We start from the raw sequence: 18,365 nt of genomic DNA on the forward strand, positions 1-18,365 counted from the left end.
TTTTATGACCTATCCACTTTACGCCATCACTTCCTCTCTTTTCTTTCTCTTCCAAATTCAACTTCACTTCAAGATACAATCCACAATTCTCACAATTTTCCTGTCATCACGAGGAACGTAGTGACGTGGTGATCTCAATACTTCAAATTGCCAGAGGAGATTGCCACTCCACCTTAGGCGGATCGCAATGATAGCAAATAGTGAGAATTGTGGATCCCCTGGTCAAGCCAGAGGATGACAAGCATTCAACCAAGTACTAAGTACTATCGAACTATCGAACCATTGTCCCATTGCCCTATTGAACAATTGAACTATCGCCAAATTGCACCACCCATCACTTCACCAAATCATACAATACATCGTTGTCTCTTTTACTTTTTTCATCACGCTCGATTTTACTTTGGTATTGTTTTGCCAGCTCATCGTTGGGGTTGATGTCCAAAATCTGTTTCGCGGCATTGAGGGTGGAAGGATAATCTTGAAGGCTGTAGCTTGTCACCAGCAGCTCGCGCAAAAGGGCATAGCGCAAGTCGGTGTTGTCCGCAGTATTTGGCGTTTGGCCAAGGGCGCGTTCAAAACGCAACTTGGCTTGGGCATACTGTTTTTGCTCACGTAAAATTTGGCCACTCATCAGCATAGCATCCACATTATGAGGATTCTGCTTGAGGGCAATTTCAAAGAGAGGAAGCGCTTCAGTGTATTTTTCCTGCTCGTACAAAATTCTCGCAGCGTGAACCATCACTTCATTTTTTTCGGGATGGAGACTGTAGACAGAAGCAAAATCTTTTCTTGCAATATCAATGAGTTTCTCGGCATTTTTAAAGTCATCCTTCAACTCAAAATAAAGCGCCAAACGCAGCAAAACCAAAGGGTCGCGGCAGCCTTTTTCATAGGCAGTCCTTAGCAATACAAGGCCAGTAGCATTATTTCCAAGCTCGAAGGCATTAAGCCCTCCAACAGCATAGACATCCCAAGCTTCGGAATGCTTTCCATACTTTTGGTAGTAGTGGACATCATGCATCATCACGTGAGCTTGCTTCTCTGCTGTCGGCTTTAAACCTGGCTGTATCGTCTCATGTGAACCGGGGGACGAATGGGGCTCATTTACAGCCCCCATAAAGGGAAGAGGTGCCTCTTCCGCAAAGCTAGGCCTAGCAAGCAAAAGCGAAGCAATCAAAAAAAAACTAATCATTCCAAGCCACTGACGCCACAATAGAAACATATCTCTTCCCCTTGCCTAAAAATTGAGCAGCTCACCAGAAAGTGTCTGGCACTTTCTGGTCATTTAGCATAATCCCTCTAAATATCAGCATTTTTTTCTTGTAGCCCCCATAAAGCTATGATAGCAAGCCCGCACTTAACGACACACGCCCTTATCTACTTTGGTGCTTCCATGTGGAAGTCAAAGAGGGCGGAGGGGCCTGCTACAAGATTTTCCAATCTTTTTCGAGGCCACAAACCAAGGAGCACAATATGAGTATTACCGTAAGCATCAAAGAGATGTTAGAAGCAGGCGCGCATTTCGGCCACCAGACAAAACGCTGGAACCCAAAAATGAGGCCATACATCTTCACCCAACGTAACGGCATCCACATCATCGACCTCGATCAAACCGCTGCGCAAGCCAAAAAAGCTGCAAACTTTATTCTTGAAACGGTTGCTTCAGGAAAAAGAGTTCTCTTTGTAGGTACCAAAAAACAAGCTCGTGAAACTATTGCAGAAGCAGCAAAAAAAGCTGATCAGTTTTACGTCATCAACCGCTGGATGGGTGGAACGCTCACCAACTTCAAAACCATTAAGGCTTCCATCGACCGCATGGTGAAGTTGATGGAAATGCGCGACAATGGCGAATTTGAAAAGCTCATCAAAAAAGAAGGCCTTAAAATGGCGCGCTCCATTGAAAAACTTGAAGAAAACTTGGGTGGTATTCGCGAAATGAAAAAAGCGCCAGGCGCTGTTATTCTTGTAGATCCAAGCCACGAACACATCGCAAAAAAAGAAGCTATGCGTCTCAACATTCCAGTTGTTGCCTTGCTTGATACCAACTGCGATCCAGATAACATCGATTATCCAATTGCATGCAACGATGATGCAATTCGTTCTATTCAGTACTTCATGGATTTGTTCACTGAAGCTTGCATCGAAGGCGGAAAACTACGTGACGTCCGCATCCGCGCCGATCAAGAAAAATCAGCACAACGAAAAGAAGAAGAGAAAAAATCTATGCCACGCGTTCGCGAAAAGAAAATGGCTGGAAACAAAACCAGAGCCTACACCGCGAAAAAAGCTGAACACGAAGAAGGCGCAAGCGCTGAAGAAGTAGAAACATTCGCAAAAGCAAGTGCTGAGAAAAAAGAAAACTAATTTTATGGATGATCCCTCCCCTTAGATTAAGGGGAGGTTAGGTGGGGTTATTGTTTTCACTCTCAAAAATCAATAACTCCCCCAGCCCCTCTTAATTTAAGAGGGGAGATATTCTGAATAATTTTAAAAAGGAGTTCGTAATGAGTATTTCAGCATCAGCAGTAAAAGAACTACGTGAAAAAACTGGCGCCGGCATGATGGAATGCAAAAAAGCGCTTACAGAAGCTTCTGGTGATTTTGAAAAAGCAATTGAGATTCTTCGCAAACGCGGATTGTCACTGGCTGCAAAAAAAGCTTCCCGAAAAGCATCCGAAGGAACCATTGGCGAATACTTAAGCAACGATGCCAGCTTCGGAACCTTGCTTGAAGTAAACTGCGAAACAGACTTCGTTGCAAAAAACGACGATTTTCAAAACTTCGTGGCAAAGCTTGTTGAGGTTATCAGCAAAAATAAACCTGCAAGTGTTGATGCCCTTATGGAACTTTCACTTGGAAGTGAAACCGTTGCAAGCACACTCACCAACATGATTGCAAAAATCGGGGAAAACCTTGGTATTCGCCGCTTTGCTCTCTATCAAGCAAACGCTGGTGAAAAGTTGGCGCAGTACATTCATCCCGGAAATAAAATTGGAGTGCTTGTTCGTTTTGTTGATCCAAGCAACAAGCTTTCAGCAGATTTGGGCCGCGATGTTGCTATGCACGTTGCAGCAATGAATCCTCAATACTTAGATCGTAACAGCGTTCCCGAAAATGTTTTGCTGAAAGAAAAAGAAATTCAAAAAGCTCAAATGGCTGGTCAAAATAAACCTGAAGAAATCTTGAACAAAATTGTTGAAGGTAAAATTGGAAAATACTTTAGCGAAGTTTGTCTTCAAGAACAAATTTTTGTAAAAGATCCCGAAGGAAAACAAGCCGTAAGCAAATACCTTAAAGGTGTAGATGCTGGCATCGAAATTAAAGAATTTGTTCGTTACCAAGTAGGTGAGGGCATCGAATAAAAGCCAAAGAGCGGGGGGACAGTGGCCAAAGTAAAATACAAACGCATTCTGCTAAAACTTTCAGGCGAAGCTCTTTTGCCGCCCGATTCAAAGTACGGCATTTCAACTTCTGTTGCCGACAAAATTGCCGCCGAGATAAAGCAAGTAGTGAAACTGGGCGTTCAGCTTGGAGTTGTTATTGGCGCCGGAAATATTTTCCGCGGTGAGGCAGCAGCAGACGAAGGTATGGACCGCGTTATCGCCGATAACATGGGCATGCTTGCAACCGTCATCAACAGCTTAGCTTTGCAGGACGGGCTTTTCCGAGCCAACGTTCCATCCAGGGTTCTCACTTCATTTCCCATGCATCAAGTGGGCACACCTTTTTCACAACGCGATGCCCTTCGCTATTTAGGCAGAGGAGACGTTGTTATTTTTGGTGGAGGAACAGGAAACCCTTTCTTCAGCACCGATACAGCGGCTTCGCTTCGTGCACTTGAAGTTCATGCTGAAATTATTTTCAAAGGAACAAAAGTGGATGGCATTTACGACAAAGATCCCGTGAAACACAAAAATGCTAAAAAGTTTCAAAACTTGAGCTACCTCGATGTCCTTAATCAAAAGCTTTCGGTAATGGATCTCACGGCTATTTCTATGTGTATGAACGCTAACATTCCCATTACAGTCTTCGACATGTTCTCAAAAGGAAATTTCCTGAAGGCGGTATCTGGAGAAAAAATAGGAACACTTGTCCATGCTTGATTCTTATCAAAAAGATGCCAAAGAAAAAATGAAACGCTCACTTGAAGCCCTGCGAAATGACCTTGCAAAGCTTCGCACCGGAAGAGCAAACACCGCATTACTAGATGCTGTGCGCGTTGATTACTACGGAGCTCTCACTCCGCTGAATCAGCTAGCGACACTTTCTGTAAGCGACTCAAGAACAATTGTGATTCAACCGTGGGATGGTTCTGTTATTGCCCTCATCGAAAAATCTATCATGCAATCTGACTTGGGCCTAAATCCTATGAACGATGGAAAACTTATTCGAGTCTCTCTTCCAGCACTTAACGAAGAACGTCGAAAAGATTTGGTTAAAGTAGCAAAAAAACACGGCGAAGAGTGTAAAGTAAGTATTAGAAATATTCGACGTGACATAAACGATCAACTCAAAAAAGCACAAAAGCAAGGCGAGCTTACAGAAGATGAAGAGAAAAAAGCTCTCGATATCATGCAAAAATTCACCGACGACTTCAGTAAGCTTGTTGATGAAACCGTTGTGCACAAAGAAAAAGACATCATGGAAGTGTAATGACACAAAAAATTCCCCAGCACATTGCTATCATCATGGATGGAAGTGGCCGTTGGGCACATGAACACCGCAAAACAAGGCTAGAAGGGCATCGCAGAGGCGCAGAAGTTTCCGAACTCATCATCGATGCTTGTCAAGAAAGAGGCATAAAATACTTAACCCTTTACGCCTTTTCTGAAGAAAACTGGAATCGTCCCGCCGATGAAGTTGCTGGTCTCATGGAATTGCTGAAAATTTACCTGCTCTCAAAAAAAGAAAAAATGATGGCCAATGGCATTCGTTTTCAAACCATCGGTGACATCTCAAAACTTCCTCAAACTGTTCAAGATGTTATTTCCGATATTAAGCACAGCACCAAAGCTGGAAAAAGCATGACCCTCATCATGGCACTTTCGTATGGTGCTCGCCAAGAAATTTCACGTGCTCTACAAAAGTTAGTAGATGCGGGAGAGAAAAAAATTACCACTGAAAAAATTTCTGCATCACTTGATACAGCGAATTTTCCAGATCCAGATTTACTCATTCGCACTAGTGGCGAATATCGCATAAGCAATTTTATGCTCTGGCAACTTGCGTACACAGAATTTTATTTCACGAAGAAGTATTGGCCAGACTTTAGTTCCGCAGATTTGGATGACGCCATAAAAGCTTTTTCTTGCCGTGAAAGACGCTTTGGTCTAACAGGAGAACAACTCACAAAGGGGGAAGCTTGAAGCGAATTTTCTCGGCCATCATTTTAGCAGGGCTTGCTTGGCTTGCTATCGCTCGTCTTTCAGATTTAGCTTTCCAGTGTCTCATTTTTTTTGTGACTGTCCTCAGCATTATCGAATTCACCAACATGTTTTATGATGACGTCATTGAAAAAATGGCGTTGCTCCTTGTTGCAACTCTTCTTTCCAGTATGATGCTCTGGCGTGTGGAATATATTTTGTCCGCCATTATTTTTTCTACATTTCTCTTTTCACTCGTAGTCATGAATCGCAGCAAAACATTAGAGCGATCTGCCACTAAACTTGGATTGGGCGTTTTGTGCCTTGTTTATCTTTCGCTCTCGCTTCCATTTTGGGATTGGCTACACCGTTTGCCTTCGGGATCTTCGCTCGTATTTCTTGCTCTTCTTCCTGCTTGCCTTACCGATACCTTTGCCCTCATAGCGGGAAAATTATGTGGAAAGAAAAAATTTACACCCTTAGTAAGCCCAAATAAAACTTGGGAGGGCTATTGGGGTGCCTTAATAGGTTCGGCCGCTGGTGTATATCTGGTCTGGTTTTTAGCCTTTCGAGATATGTATTCATGGCAAATAATGCTCCCACTTGTCTTCATTATTTGGATTACGTCTCCGTTTGGAGACTTGGTTGAATCAATGCTAAAACGCGAAGCTGGGGTGAAAGATTCGGGAAAACTTATTCCAGGTCATGGTGGCCTCTTAGATCGTCTCGATGCCCTTATTTTTACTGGCCCAGCCACTTATCTCTATCATCACCTTTTTCTCTCATGACAAAAAAGAAGATTTCTATCCTTGGCTGCACCGGCTCAATTGGTACAAGCACGCTTGATGTGATTCAAACAAATCAAGATGCCTTCGAAGTGGTGGGGCTTGCGTGCGGCAACAACATTGAACTGCTGTTGAAGCAAATTGAAACCTTCAAGCCTCAATGCGTTTCTGTTTCATCTGAAGAAGCTGCAAAAAGCTTAAAACAAAAAATCACATCTCATCTCCCGGAAATACTTTATGGAATAGAAGGGGTATGTACCGTTGCAAGTTCTGGAAGTCCTGATCTTGTGGTATCCGCCATTGTGGGCGCGGCCGGTTTGCGGCCAACTTTAGCAGCACTTGAAGCCGGCATTAATGTTGGCCTCGCAAACAAAGAAGCGCTGGTGGTAGCGGGAAATTTAGTGACGGCCACAGCTGAAAAAAAGAAACTCAAACTTCTTCCCATCGACTCTGAACATTCCGCACTTTTTCAATCACTTGTCGGTCACAACGCAGAAGACATTTCACATATTACGCTTACAGCTTCAGGTGGTCCTTTTCGCACAAAAACTTTAACTGAGCTTAACAATGTAAGCGCAGCTGAAGCCCTAAAACATCCCAATTGGAACATGGGCGCAAAAATCACCATTGACTCTGCAAGCATGATGAACAAAGGATTAGAGGTCATTGAGGCTGCGTGGTTGTTTAAGCTTCCACCTGAAAAAATTAAAGTTGTAGTTCATCCTCAAAGTATTGTTCATTCCTTTATCGAATATATCGACGGCTGCGTTATCGCAGAACTAGGTTTGCCAGACATGCGCTCCCCCATTGCTTATGCGCTTGCCTACCCGCATCGCATTCCATCCGGAGTAAAAACTTTAGACCTTGCTTCCATTGCTACGCTTACGTTTGAAGCTCCCGACACAAAACGCTTTCCCTGCTTGCAACTTGCATACGATGCGCTAAATGAGGGAGGAACAATGTCAGCTGTCCTTAATGCTGCCAACGAAATTGCGGTGGATGCATTTTTAAAGGGAAAAATTGCATTTTTAGAAATTGCCACTACGATCCACGAAACCATGAACGCTCATAACAACTGTGAAGCCTCAAGTTTAGATGAAATTTTATCCATCGATGCTTGGGCCAGAACGTGCGGTTCAGAATACATTCAAAGGAAACAGTCATGACCATTTTTTATTTTATTATCGCGCTTGGCATTTTAGTTTTCATTCACGAATTTGGTCACTTCATTGTGGCAAAAAAATCCGGCGTGTTTGTAGAAGAGTTTTCTATTGGATTCGGTCCAAAACTTTTTGCAAAAAAATGGGGAGAAACAGAATATAAACTCTGCCTTCTTCCCTTGGGTGGCTACGTAAAACTTCACGGCGAAAATCCTGAAGATGAAGAGTCGGTTGATAAAGCGAGAGCCTTTTCTGAAAAAAAACTCAGCACTAAAGCAGCTGTTGTTATTGCAGGACCAGTTATGAACTTTCTCTTATGTCTTTTTTTGATGCCCATCGTGTTTATGTTGGGAAGAACTGTTCCAGCTTTTTTTGATGCAGCACCCGTGGTTGAACAGATCAGAGCTGATTCTCCTGCCGCAAGCGTTGGACTTACAAAGGGAGATCTCATCACGCAAATCGATGGCAGTAAAGTTAGCAACTGGGAAGAAGCCATTAACCAAATTATTGTAGCAACAGGCCAAAAAGTAAATCTCACGGTAGATCACAAAGGTGAAACAAAAGAATTCACAGTTCCCATTACCAATAGTCCCGAAGGCGGATACGCCGGATTTGAGCCAAACCTGTTTTTGGGAATGGCAGCCATTATAGGCAAGGTAAACGCAAACGGTCCGGCGGCAAAAGCTGGCATTGAAGTTGGTGACCAGATTCTTTCACTCAACGGAGAAAATATTGACGACTGGATTGATCTCACCGAAGCCATTGCAAAATCGAAAGGTGAAAAAGTTAGCCTCAAACTACAGCGCAATAACTCAATCGTGAACACCGAAATTCAAGCCGACTACAACGAAGACCTCAAACGTTATTTGGTTGGCATCGAAAAACAAGTTCAAGATATTCCAAGCACTGTGCGTAAATATGGCTTTCTTGCTTCGCTTCAAAAAGGAGGAGAAGAAGTTGTTCAACTTACAAGCACAACCTTCAATGTATTTTGGAGACTGATCAGCATGCAGCTTTCACTTAAAGTTTTAGGCGGTCCCATCATGATTGCGCAAACCACAGCTGCTGCTGCAAAACTTGGGCTTGGCCACTTTCTTTATTTTCTTGCTTTTATGAGTCTACAGCTTGGCATTATCAATCTCTTTCCTATTCCCGTGCTAGATGGTGGGCACCTCTTTTTCTACGGAATTGAAGCTGTCATCAGAAGACCTGTCAGCCGCAAAATAAGAATGGTCATGAGCCAACTTGGTTTTGCCATGCTCATTGCGCTTATGCTCGCCGTTACCTTCAACGATGTTCAACGCGTTTGGGGAAATGTAGGAAGTTTGCTGGGAAGATTTTTCTAACATGAAAGTAATCTTCGTCGATACCAGTACGCCTCACATACGACTTGCTCTCTTGGATAACGCGCAAGTCATTTGTGAAAAAGAACGCACCACGCACAATGGACAAACCTCGCATGTGTTTCAGTTTTGCCATGAACTACTTGAACAATCGAAGTGGAAGATTGAAGAGCTCCAAGGCGTTGTTGTGTGTATTGGACCAGGCTCGTTCACGGGGTTACGCATTGGAATCAGCTTTGCAAAAACGCTGGCATTTACTTTAAACATCCCCATTTGCGGAGTATCATCCCTCGATGCACTGGCAGCGCAAATAACTTTACCACAGGAAGCCCTTATAGTTCCCCTCATCGACGCCAGAAGGGGAGAGCTTTACGGAAAAATTTTCTCCTTTCATCCTCATCAAAAAAGGGAAGTAAAAGAAGAAGCCTCGGTTCTCACTCCAGAAAAATGGATTGAAAAACTAAGTGCTCAAAAAGAAAATCTCTTCCTCTGTGGAAATGGTTTTTATGCTTTCAAAGAACAATTTCTTTCCCAGCTTTCGCTTGAGGAAACTGATGTTTCAAGCCTTCCACCGGAAGCAAGTGTAAATTCCTTTTTTGCACTTGCTCAGAAAAAACTTTCAAACGGCGGAGAGGATCAGAACAAGATTTTGCCTTTGTATATCAGACCATCTGATGCGGAAAAAACTCTGTCCCTATAAGCTTCTGATATCTCTCGTGTTCCCTTTTTCTCCATTTTGTCTACTTGACAGAACTCACAAAGATTACGTACACTTAATCGTCCAAAAAAGGAGGAAGTCATGGAGAAAGAAGACCTAAAGCTTATTCAAGAATACCGAGAAACAGATTTAGCCCTCAATTCGTTGTATGAAGAACACCTCAGTTTGGAGAATGAATTAAAAAAAATAAACAGGAAACATGTTTTAAGTCCGCATGAAGATTTGAGAAAAAAAGAGCTGCAAAAAAAGAAACTAAAAGGTAGAGATGAGCTCGAACAACTTTTGAATTCATACCGTAAAAAACAGGAAACTCATGACACAAACTAAAGACGCTTACTCGCCAAATCCTCATCAGTACATCGTTGCAAAAGAAGGGTTTCCCTTCATTTCTATTGCGTTTGCAATGGCTTTTTTTTCACTTTTCTTTCACGTTCCACTGTTGAGTTTTTTTCTGTTTGGCATCGGTATTTTTATTGTCTCCTTTTTTAGAAATCCAACTCGTCACCTTCCAGGAAACAGTAATCATCTCATCTCTCCAGCCGACGGAAAAGTCATTGGAATTTTCCCCGGTGAAAAACATCCATTGAGCACCGAAACATTTACTCGCATCAGTATTTTTATGTCTGTTTTTAATGCACATGTGAATCGCTTCCCAACAGATGTAAAAATAAAAAAGATCGTTTACCACACTGGAAAATTTTTAGTAGCAAGTGATCAACGAGCAGCAACGGAAAATGAAAGCAACCAAATGCTTGTGGAAGATGAACAAGGCCAAGAAATAGTACTTGTCCAAATTGCAGGTCTCGTTGCCAGAAGAATTATTTGTTATTTCAAAGCAGGCGCATCGGCAAAACGCGGAGAGCACTTAGGCCTCATCCGTTTTGGTTCTCGCGTAGATTTATATCTTCCGCAAAATTATACGGTGTCAACGAAAGCGGGCGACAAACTTAAAGCTGGTCTCAGCATAATAGGTGAAAGACTATGAAAAAACATGCCCACCAACGGGAGGGGTTGAGAAAAGGTATTTATTTGCTTCCAAACCTTTTTACGACTGCAAATCTTTTTTGCGGATTTTTCTCAGTCATCAAATCTCTGAATGGTGATTTCATTGCCGCAAGTTGGGCTATTCTGCTTGCCGGTATTTTTGATACTTTAGATGGTCGAGTTGCCAGGCTCACTAAAGCTGAAAGTGAGTTTGGAATTGAGTACGATTCACTTGTTGATTTAGCAAGCTTTGGACTTGCACCTGGCATTCTCGTTTATACCTGGGGGCTGCAGGGTGTTGGTCATATCGGCTGGCTTGCGCCATTTCTTTTCCTGGCTTGTGGCGCACTTCGTCTTGCACGATTTAACGTGCAGCATGACAACGTTGAAAATTCATTTTTTCAAGGCCTGCCCATTCCAACTGCTGCTTATGTTTTGGCAAGTTTTACTCTTTTTCATCATCATTTTTTTTCCATAACTACGCCAGCTCCACTTTTTCTGTCTTTGGTTACCATTCTCCTTTCGTGTCTCATGGTCTCCACCATTAATTATCGCAGCATGAAATCTCTTGAGATTAAAGGGAAACATTCCTTTTTTGCCCTCGTGCTTGTGGTGCTTTCTATTTTTGTTATTGCCACTGAACCCGAAATCACCATTTTTGTTCTTGTTTTGGCCTATGTTTCTTCAGGGTTGTTAGAGGAAATCTTCACCCAAAAAGAGAGTCGAAAACTTGTGGCAAAAGTAAAAAAACACCGTGAAGATAAACGCGCTCAACTCAAAATGAAGTTGGTTTCTGGCGGAGACGTCCTTCCTTTTCAAGCAGAAGAAAAACCTGAGAAAAGTCCAAAACAATCATGAAAAAACAAAGCTATACCGTTGCTGTAGTAGGAGCCACGGGCCTTGTAGGCCAGGAGATGATTACAACGCTTGAGCAAAGATTATTTCCCATAGAAAAACTTGTGCCTCTCGCCTCTGCAAAATCGGCAGGAAAAGAAATTTCTTTTCACGGAAAAAAAGTAAAGGTTCAGGAACTCACTCATGACTCTTTTGCAAGCTGTGACATTGCTCTTTTTTCAGCTGGCGGAAAGGTGAGTGAAGAGTTTGCACCATCGGCGGTAAAAGCGGGCTGTTTTGTCATTGATAATTCCAGCCACTTCCGAATGGACAAAAATGTGAGCCTCATCGTCCCAGAAGTAAATGGTCAACTTGTAAGTCAACTCAATGCTCCACACATTATTGCAAATCCAAATTGTTCTACCATACAAATGTTGGTTGCTCTTTCTCCACTTCATCGCAAAGCAAAGATAAAAAGAATTATTGTTTCCACGTATCAAGCAAGTTCTGGCGCTGGAAAAAAAGCAGTTGATGAATTGCTGGCACAAACACAAGCCCATTTACAACATGAACCCGTAAAAGTTGATGTCTTCCCACATCAACTCGCGTTTAACTGCATTCCACAGATTGATATTTTTCTTGAGGATGGTTCTACAAAAGAAGAGTGGAAGATGGTGATGGAAACCAAGAAAATTTTTGACGACAACAACATTCAAGTTGTTGCAACCGCAGTTCGTGTTCCAGTACTCAATGCACATTCAGAATCTATCACGGTTGAATTTCATACTGAAATTTCCGTTGCAGAAGCAAAAGAAATTCTTTCACAATCTGAAGGCCTTACCGTAATTGACGATACCTCGCAAAGACAATACCCGCTTGCATTAGAAGCTGATAAGAAAGATAACGTTTTTGTTGGTCGCATTCGAAGAGATGCTACCGTTCCTCATGGTCTTTCACTTTGGGTTGTTGCTGACAACCTTAGAAAAGGTGCTGCATTAAACGCCGTTCAAATTGCAGAACTTTTATTACACCACAAATATTTTTCTTGAACGATAATTCATCATGACTTTTTCTCGCACGATTAAACTGCACATAGAATATGATGGCACTTCTTTCAACGGTTGGCAAAACCAAGCAAAGGGCAGGGGAGTTACTGTTCAAGGCGCGGTGGAAAAAGCATTGTCTCAACTGTGCAAAGAAAAAATAAAAGTAGCCGGCTCCAGCAGAACTGATGCTGGAGTTCACGCTTTTGATCAAGTGGCAACATTTAAAACAAAAAGCACACTGCCACTTCAAGCTTTTCAAAAAGGACTCAATACTTTTCTTGTACCAGAAGTAAGAGTGAGAAAAGCTGAAGAAATGGATGCAAGTTTTCATGCTCTTCGAAATGCAAAAGGAAAAATATATTCATACTATGTTTTAAGTGGAAAAACTTCTTCACCCATTGCAAAAAATCACGTTTATTTTTTTCCCTACACTTTAAATTTTTCAGCCATGAAAAAAGCTGCAAAGCAACTGGTGGGAAAGCACGATTTTTCAAGCTTTAGAAGTTCACGTTCAACTGCAAAAACAAGCGTACGAACCATTCATTCTTTTCAGGTTAAAGTGGTGAAAGACTCACTCTTTATGCCCAAAGAAAACACTGAAGGAACACTTTACTGTTTCACCGTAAAAGCGAATGGTTTCTTGCACAATCAAGTACGAACAATGGTAGGAACGTTATTGGATGTGGGAAGAGAAAAAATAAAACCAGAAGACATCAAAAAAATTATTTCTGCCAAAAAAAGAAGCGCTGCCGGGAAATGTCTACCTGGGCACGCGCTTTATCTTATTAAAACCTTGTATGCCTAATTAATTTCCAGTTTCCCCTGTCGGAGCAGCTATAGGATCATCTTCTTCATTCTCTGGAGCATCAGCACTTTCAGCTGGTGGGGTTGAAGCGCTAGCTGGCGCTTCGGGAGAGGCTGGTGGTGGTGTATAGGCCGGAAGATCACTCAAACCAAGGTCTTTCAAAACGGTATCTCGCGCGTCATCGGAAAAGCGTGAACCACTTTGGCCTGCAAGCACATCATTTCCGACTCCACCATCAAGTACAAAGCCATCTTTCACCGCAAAGCTTAAGTTTTGAACCGTAGGAACAAAGCCATCTTTTCCAGTGATATGAATATCGCCTGCATCTTCATCAACACGAATGACAATTGTTTGCGCTTTTTCACCATTTACTCCAGGCTTCACAAAAACAACATAATGATCGCCATTTCCTGACTCGAGTATATAAGCTTGATTATATCCACGTGGAGCAACAAGGTTTATGCCATCTTCTTTATTACCACTCGTTCTCCTTACACTTATGATTTTTTTTACTTCACTTACATCAACTCTAAAATGTTTTTCATTACCTTCACCATCAGCCACAATTCCAGCAGCAACTTCATGCAAAGTTTGATTTGTTTGACCTTGGCTTGTAGTGATACGTTCTAGATCAAGTCCTAAATGAAGAAGATGGCTTTCTGCTCCAAGAAGAAGATCATTTCCAGCTCCGCCTTTGATATTTATAATTTGAGTATCGAGACTTGATTGATCTTTCAGTTTACTAAAATCAATAATGTCATCGGCCGCAGAACCGTTTATATTCAAGACCAGCGGAGTATCCCATGGTCCGTTAAAATCTGTAATGACCACTTCAAAAGATTTTGTGTTTCCAGTTTCGTCTGTGCCTACAAAAGTGATAATCAAATCACCATGTTCATCCATCTGAGCTGACGCCATGTTATACCCATCCATCTGTTGCATGTTGAGGTTAATTTCGCCGCCGTTTCCAGAGGCGTTTGAAAAAACAACTCTGCCATTTTCATCTTTACGTAACCATTCATCAGACGTACGCGCCCAAGCATTTCCAGAAGGAATAGCACCTGCTTGATCAGATAATTTACTTTCAACTTCCGATACACTATCGGTACCACCTGAAGTGTAGGCAACATCATCTCCTCCACCTCCATAAATAATGTTGTTTCCAGATCCGCCTCTGATGATATCGGAACCACCATAAGCAGAATTATAATCTCCAATATTTTTGTAATATTCGTCACCCCAAATGAGGTTGTCACCACCCATGCCATCAATCTTGTCGTTGCCTGCAAAGCCTGCAATTTTATCATTTCCTTGTGAGCCTTTAATAGTATCATCATACTCTGATCCATGAATATAGAAGCTCACAAACCCATCAGACTGCCCAATACGAATTGCTCGTGAAGCATCAATGGTAACCCCCGCGCCTGCTTGAGTTGCATCTATTGAAATCGTACCTTGATGTGTGACTCCATCTTCCAAAACGTAAGATCTTTTCTTTCCATTTTTGCCCACCACCGTAAAAATAAGATCATTTCCCTTTGTTTCTACATAAAGCTCTCTATCAGTTGGCTTGAGGGAAAAAATAAGAAACGATTCGCTTTCGCTTCCTTTATTTTCCATGGCAACAGTACCCGCATACTCGCCATATTCTGGGTTTGATTCAATATAGGCCTGGTTATCTCCATTTTCACGGTCGAAGAAGTGCCCGTTCCAACCAGGAACAAGTTCCGGATTTGCATCAAAAGGGTTGAAGTCGGCAGGGTTGACTCCAGCTACACCAGCACCACCTTCGATGCCGTAGCCAGAAATAGCTGCATTCTCGGCTCGTAGGGTAACCGAAAGACGATCCAAATCGTGCTGGGACTGCTCGTCTAGCCATTCAGCGTTTTCCTTGCGAAACTGCTCAATTTCTTTCATTAACGCATCATTCTCAGAAAGAGCAGCATTCTGCCACGCCTCTTTCTCAGGCACTTCTGCTTCAGGCGTTTCAATCGCTCTTATAGAAGGGTTGTATTTGTTAATCGTAGTGCTCATATTCTCCTCTTGGAATTGCTTCAGGACTAAAGAGTGCAATATGGTTGCCAAAAAACAGCCTTCTCATGAGACATAAGTCATTGATATTCCACAGTATTTTTAATGGTTATTTTCAGCAGAACGAAAAGGAGAGGGGATTTGAACCCGTTTGGGGACTCCTTTCCCCAATTATGAGAAGGGATTATTCCACCGTATAAGCATCCTCAATATCACCATCGATCTCATTGATAGTGACAAAGAAGGCATCAAAGGTCTGGTCTACTTCACTCGCAAGCTCAGCGTACGAGCCATAACGAGCCTTCCAGCTGTCGAAGGTTACCTGAGGCGCTAGGCCTTCACCGCCGGGTGCGTGCCTGATAATTTTGAGGAGATCAGTTTGAGCATCAGCTTGTAAAGTATCAAGAGCGCTGGCATCCCAAGGTTTTCCAGAACGATATTCTTCCGCAACATCATCGTCATCAATATTTGAAAATGCAGTTGTACCACTTACTCCATAATAATCATCGTGTAATGACGCATCACCATTTTCGTACGAGGCGGCGGCATCGAAACCAATTTCTTCTGGATTATCGATATAATTGGTACCGCCGCCCTTTATTTGTACATAATTTCGCACATTGCCACGCGCTTTATCGAGATCTGATTGAGAACCATGAGCAGCAATAGTTGAAAGATAAAATTTGTCACTTGCGTCATTTTCCTTCGAAACAAAACTAAAGTTTCTGGCAACCACACTCCCGTTTCCACCTTTGTAAATATTTGTGCCACCACCTCCATCAATAATGGTACTTACATCAGTTCCTTTCAGGTTATCTGTAACAATTACATCGTCATATTTTGTTCCGGTAATAATTCCACCGTTATTAAGATGGATGAAAAGACCTGATCTAAAATTAGCTTCAGGATGCCAAATACTTTTTTTATTTCCAAACATTGCATTGTAACTTCTCTCATTATTATCAAAAGTACCGGATCTTCTAGCATCTATATTTGTACTATCGCTATAAATATCATTTCCTTCAGCTGAATAATATTTTTTCTCAATATAATGTGGTGCTGAATAAAGTTTCCCAGCATTTCCTTCACGATTGTAAAGAAAAAGACCAGGCGACTTATCACGAAAACGGCTAATGTTTTGATGGTAAGATATTGCGGCACGTTCTTCCTCAGTAAGCACGGCACCAGGGTCTTTTCCCCAATTGCCCTCATCAAAGAGAGTGTCTCTTACTTTTCCTAATTCTGGTTTATCAAGCTTAAGAATATTTTCGATATTTTTCGTAATAAATCGTCCTGTTGATTCCCACTTAGAAGCATCAAATTCAACTGCAGTTCTATTTCCGCTAAAGGTCATTGCGACGGATGAAGCTGCACGATCTGCATCAGTTCCATTGCCTTGAATTTCCATACGCATAATAAGATTGCCATCGCGGTCAAGGTAATCAACTACTTGATGGTAAAGAGGTGAACCTTCAGGAGCTTTCACTCCGCTTACTCGAGAATGGACCATCACTTTTGCAACTTCTACTTGCTTAGCTTTTGACATATCTTCTGGAAGTTTTCCTGAAACATTTCTTCCACTAATATCGTAAGAAGGAACGGGAGTGTATCTTAACTTTCCATTTGGTAAAATTTCTTGCTTTGGTTTATTTTTCCCTTCTTCCGTTTCAACCCAAATATACTGAGGAACATTTATATTTACTTCTGTTCCAAATTCGCCTGCATATTGTGGCGTTTCTTTAAGTTGAAAATGAATATCCGCACTGTCTTTTAGCTTATTCCTTAACTCACCGTTGTTATCGTAGAAATCAGAGTTTGCTGTCTCTCGAGGCCCATTCACAACTTCAACGTTGCTATCACTTATAAAACTTGGAGTGTAATTAATATCATTATAAGGTTTATCAACCGGATTTCCTTCTTTATCAAAATAATTTCCATCAATCACGCGGAGGCTGTTTTCGTCGTTTGGTTTTCCCATCCATCCATCTTGATTGAGATCGGCTCCTTGAATGCGCTCTTGCATCCACGCATCTTCTTGTGCGTCTATGCGTTTGTATAATTTTTCAATTTCATTTTGAGTTGTTAATTTTGCTTGCTTCAAAAGCTGAAGGCGTTCCGTTAGGGTTTGTCGTTCGATTCTATTTTTCAAACTTGGATCTGCAAGCGAAGCTTTTGTGCGTTCAATCAGTACATCAATTTTGTCACTTAGACTTTCATATTTTTGCAATCCAATATCTGGTCTTTGTGCAAGTGCTAAATTTTCAGTAGCAAGTTCTTCAAAGCTGGGTGGAAAATTTCGAAGTTTATCAAGCGACAAAGAAGACAAATCAGATTCTTGAGCAGCGTTGGCATATGAACCAAACGTATAAGCATTTAAAAGTTCTGCATCAGAACTTGTTTCAGGCGCTGGTGCATCTAACTCTTGTGCAAGTCTTTGTTCAAGCACCTCAGCGGAAGTAGGCACATTTTCTTGACCTTCCACTCCCTGTGATCTCGCTTGAGATTTTTCGAGTATGATTGTTGGTGTTGTTTTCGTTACTTGCATATTTTTCTCTCACTCATTTATGTTGTTGCTGAAGTTAACAGATCTTCATCACTTGCTTCATCGATGAGTTTTTGTTTTGCTTCTGCTTTCAAGTCTTGCCACTCTTTATAATAATTTGCTGTGGCTAATTCTTTTTCTACACGCCTTATGCCTTCACTTAGCTTATTGATATACAATTTGTATTCTTCTTTTTGTGAGGCACCCAATGACGATGAATGCCACATTTTTTTTGCTTCATCGAAAAGGGATTTGTAATTTTTTTGCAAACCTTCCAAATTTTTAACCATTCCACTTGGATTTGCTCTCACTGCAGCAGAACGTCTCATTGTTTTTTCAACATCTGGAATCGCTGGAAGGGAAAAACTTGGTTTTTTTCGCTCCGGATTAAAATCCCCAAAGGTCATGCGCGAAATAAGTGCCTCTTCAGCATTAAGGGTAAACGTTCCGTCTGTAATTGCATCTTGGATGTTCAAGGTTGCATCAAGCACGCTCATCACTTCATCCACATCAGAAACACCTTGAGCAGGATTCACCAAAGCTCTCAAAGGAGCTGGAGCTGCGATGGCATAATTGTCCAAAGCGGAGGGTACTGTATTGCTAGACTTTGTGGGCACAGACTTCTCGCTTGCTTCCACTGTCTGAACGCGTATATTTTGTTCTACTTTAACCATCCATTTTCCTCCGGGATTAGAGAATGCAACATCCTTGCCAGATTAGCACGTATGACAATCAAATATAAGTTATATCTTTC

The 18,365-nt window shown here is 41.9% G+C and carries 18 protein-coding genes; 14 read left to right on the forward strand and 4 right to left on the reverse strand.

Features of this window, described 5'->3' with window-relative positions; genetic code table 11:
• Positions 1-334: 334 nt before the first annotated feature.
• Positions 335-1,222 carry a hypothetical protein gene (locus COV43_09190; protein ID PIR24571.1) on the reverse strand — a complete coding sequence of 296 codons (888 nt, stop codon included), beginning with the start codon at positions 1,220-1,222 and terminating at the stop codon, positions 335-337.
• A 251-nt stretch (positions 1,223-1,473) separates the two neighbouring features.
• Here COV43_09190 and rpsB point away from each other — a divergent pair, with 251 nt between their 5' ends.
• The 14 genes from rpsB (at position 1,474) to COV43_09260 (ending at position 13,038) form a co-directional block, all read left to right on the forward strand.
• Positions 1,474-2,364, forward strand: a complete 891-nt coding sequence (gene rpsB / locus COV43_09195) for a 30S ribosomal protein S2 (protein PIR24572.1) — start codon at positions 1,474-1,476, stop codon at positions 2,362-2,364.
• Positions 2,365-2,504: 140 nt separating this feature from the next.
• Positions 2,505-3,362: an elongation factor Ts gene (locus COV43_09200; GenBank protein PIR24573.1), complete on the forward strand. Its 858-nt coding sequence runs from the start codon at positions 2,505-2,507 to the stop codon at positions 3,360-3,362.
• Positions 3,363-3,383: 21 nt separating this feature from the next.
• Positions 3,384-4,103 (forward strand): UMP kinase, encoded by a 720-nt coding sequence (locus COV43_09205; protein PIR24574.1) that lies wholly within the window; start codon positions 3,384-3,386, stop codon positions 4,101-4,103.
• Positions 4,096-4,653: a ribosome recycling factor gene (locus COV43_09210; protein ID PIR24575.1), complete on the forward strand. Its 558-nt coding sequence runs from the start codon at positions 4,096-4,098 to the stop codon at positions 4,651-4,653. Before COV43_09205 ends, COV43_09210 begins: the two co-directional genes overlap by 8 nt.
• Complete coding sequence (gene uppS, locus COV43_09215; protein ID PIR24576.1) at positions 4,653-5,366, forward strand: di-trans,poly-cis-decaprenylcistransferase; 714 nt, start codon at positions 4,653-4,655, stop codon at positions 5,364-5,366. The genes COV43_09210 and uppS overlap by 1 nt, the downstream gene beginning before the upstream one ends.
• Positions 5,363-6,151 carry a hypothetical protein gene (locus COV43_09220; GenBank protein ID PIR24577.1) on the forward strand — a complete coding sequence of 263 codons (789 nt, stop codon included), beginning with the start codon at positions 5,363-5,365 and terminating at the stop codon, positions 6,149-6,151. Before uppS ends, COV43_09220 begins: the two co-directional genes overlap by 4 nt.
• Complete coding sequence (locus tag COV43_09225) at positions 6,148-7,314, forward strand: 1-deoxy-D-xylulose-5-phosphate reductoisomerase (GenBank protein PIR24578.1); 1,167 nt, start codon at positions 6,148-6,150, stop codon at positions 7,312-7,314. Before COV43_09220 ends, COV43_09225 begins: the two co-directional genes overlap by 4 nt.
• Positions 7,311-8,654 carry an RIP metalloprotease RseP gene (gene rseP, locus COV43_09230; protein PIR24579.1) on the forward strand — a complete coding sequence of 448 codons (1,344 nt, stop codon included), beginning with the start codon at positions 7,311-7,313 and terminating at the stop codon, positions 8,652-8,654. The genes COV43_09225 and rseP overlap by 4 nt, the downstream gene beginning before the upstream one ends.
• Position 8,655: 1 nt before the next feature.
• A complete protein-coding gene (tsaB, locus tag COV43_09235) occupies positions 8,656-9,351 on the forward strand; it encodes a tRNA (adenosine(37)-N6)-threonylcarbamoyltransferase complex dimerization subunit type 1 TsaB (GenBank protein ID PIR24580.1) in 696 nt (231 codons plus the stop codon).
• 99 nt (positions 9,352-9,450) lie between these two features.
• Positions 9,451-9,696 carry a DUF465 domain-containing protein gene (locus tag COV43_09240; GenBank protein PIR24581.1) on the forward strand — a complete coding sequence of 82 codons (246 nt, stop codon included), beginning with the start codon at positions 9,451-9,453 and terminating at the stop codon, positions 9,694-9,696.
• Positions 9,683-10,354: a phosphatidylserine decarboxylase family protein gene (locus COV43_09245; protein PIR24582.1), complete on the forward strand. Its 672-nt coding sequence runs from the start codon at positions 9,683-9,685 to the stop codon at positions 10,352-10,354. The genes COV43_09240 and COV43_09245 overlap by 14 nt, the downstream gene beginning before the upstream one ends.
• Complete coding sequence (pssA, locus tag COV43_09250; GenBank protein PIR24583.1) at positions 10,351-11,211, forward strand: CDP-diacylglycerol--serine O-phosphatidyltransferase; 861 nt, start codon at positions 10,351-10,353, stop codon at positions 11,209-11,211. The genes COV43_09245 and pssA overlap by 4 nt, the downstream gene beginning before the upstream one ends.
• Positions 11,208-12,236 (forward strand): aspartate-semialdehyde dehydrogenase, encoded by a 1,029-nt coding sequence (locus COV43_09255; GenBank protein PIR24584.1) that lies wholly within the window; start codon positions 11,208-11,210, stop codon positions 12,234-12,236. Before pssA ends, COV43_09255 begins: the two co-directional genes overlap by 4 nt.
• Before the next feature lie 13 nt (positions 12,237-12,249).
• Positions 12,250-13,038, forward strand: a complete 789-nt coding sequence (locus COV43_09260; protein ID PIR24585.1) for a tRNA pseudouridine(38-40) synthase TruA — start codon at positions 12,250-12,252, stop codon at positions 13,036-13,038.
• On the opposite strand, the gene COV43_09265 is transcribed toward COV43_09260, so the two are convergent.
• The 3 genes from COV43_09265 to COV43_09275 all read right to left on the reverse strand — a co-directional run bounded on the left by COV43_09265 (position 13,039) and on the right by COV43_09275 (position 18,285).
• Positions 13,039-15,072, reverse strand: a complete 2,034-nt coding sequence (locus tag COV43_09265) for a hypothetical protein (GenBank protein ID PIR24586.1) — start codon at positions 15,070-15,072, stop codon at positions 13,039-13,041. It lies immediately after the preceding gene.
• A gap of 181 nt (positions 15,073-15,253) precedes the next feature.
• On the reverse strand, positions 15,254-17,614 hold the full coding sequence (locus COV43_09270; protein ID PIR24587.1) for a hypothetical protein: 2,361 nt from the start codon (positions 17,612-17,614) through the stop codon (positions 15,254-15,256).
• A 17-nt stretch (positions 17,615-17,631) separates the two neighbouring features.
• Positions 17,632-18,285 carry a hypothetical protein gene (locus tag COV43_09275; GenBank protein PIR24588.1) on the reverse strand — a complete coding sequence of 218 codons (654 nt, stop codon included), beginning with the start codon at positions 18,283-18,285 and terminating at the stop codon, positions 17,632-17,634.
• Positions 18,286-18,365: the final 80 nt, after the last annotated feature.

This window comes from Deltaproteobacteria bacterium CG11_big_fil_rev_8_21_14_0_20_42_23, from assembly GCA_002796345.1.
GTDB lineage: Bacteria > UBA10199 > UBA10199 > 2-02-FULL-44-16 > 2-02-FULL-44-16 > 1-14-0-20-42-23.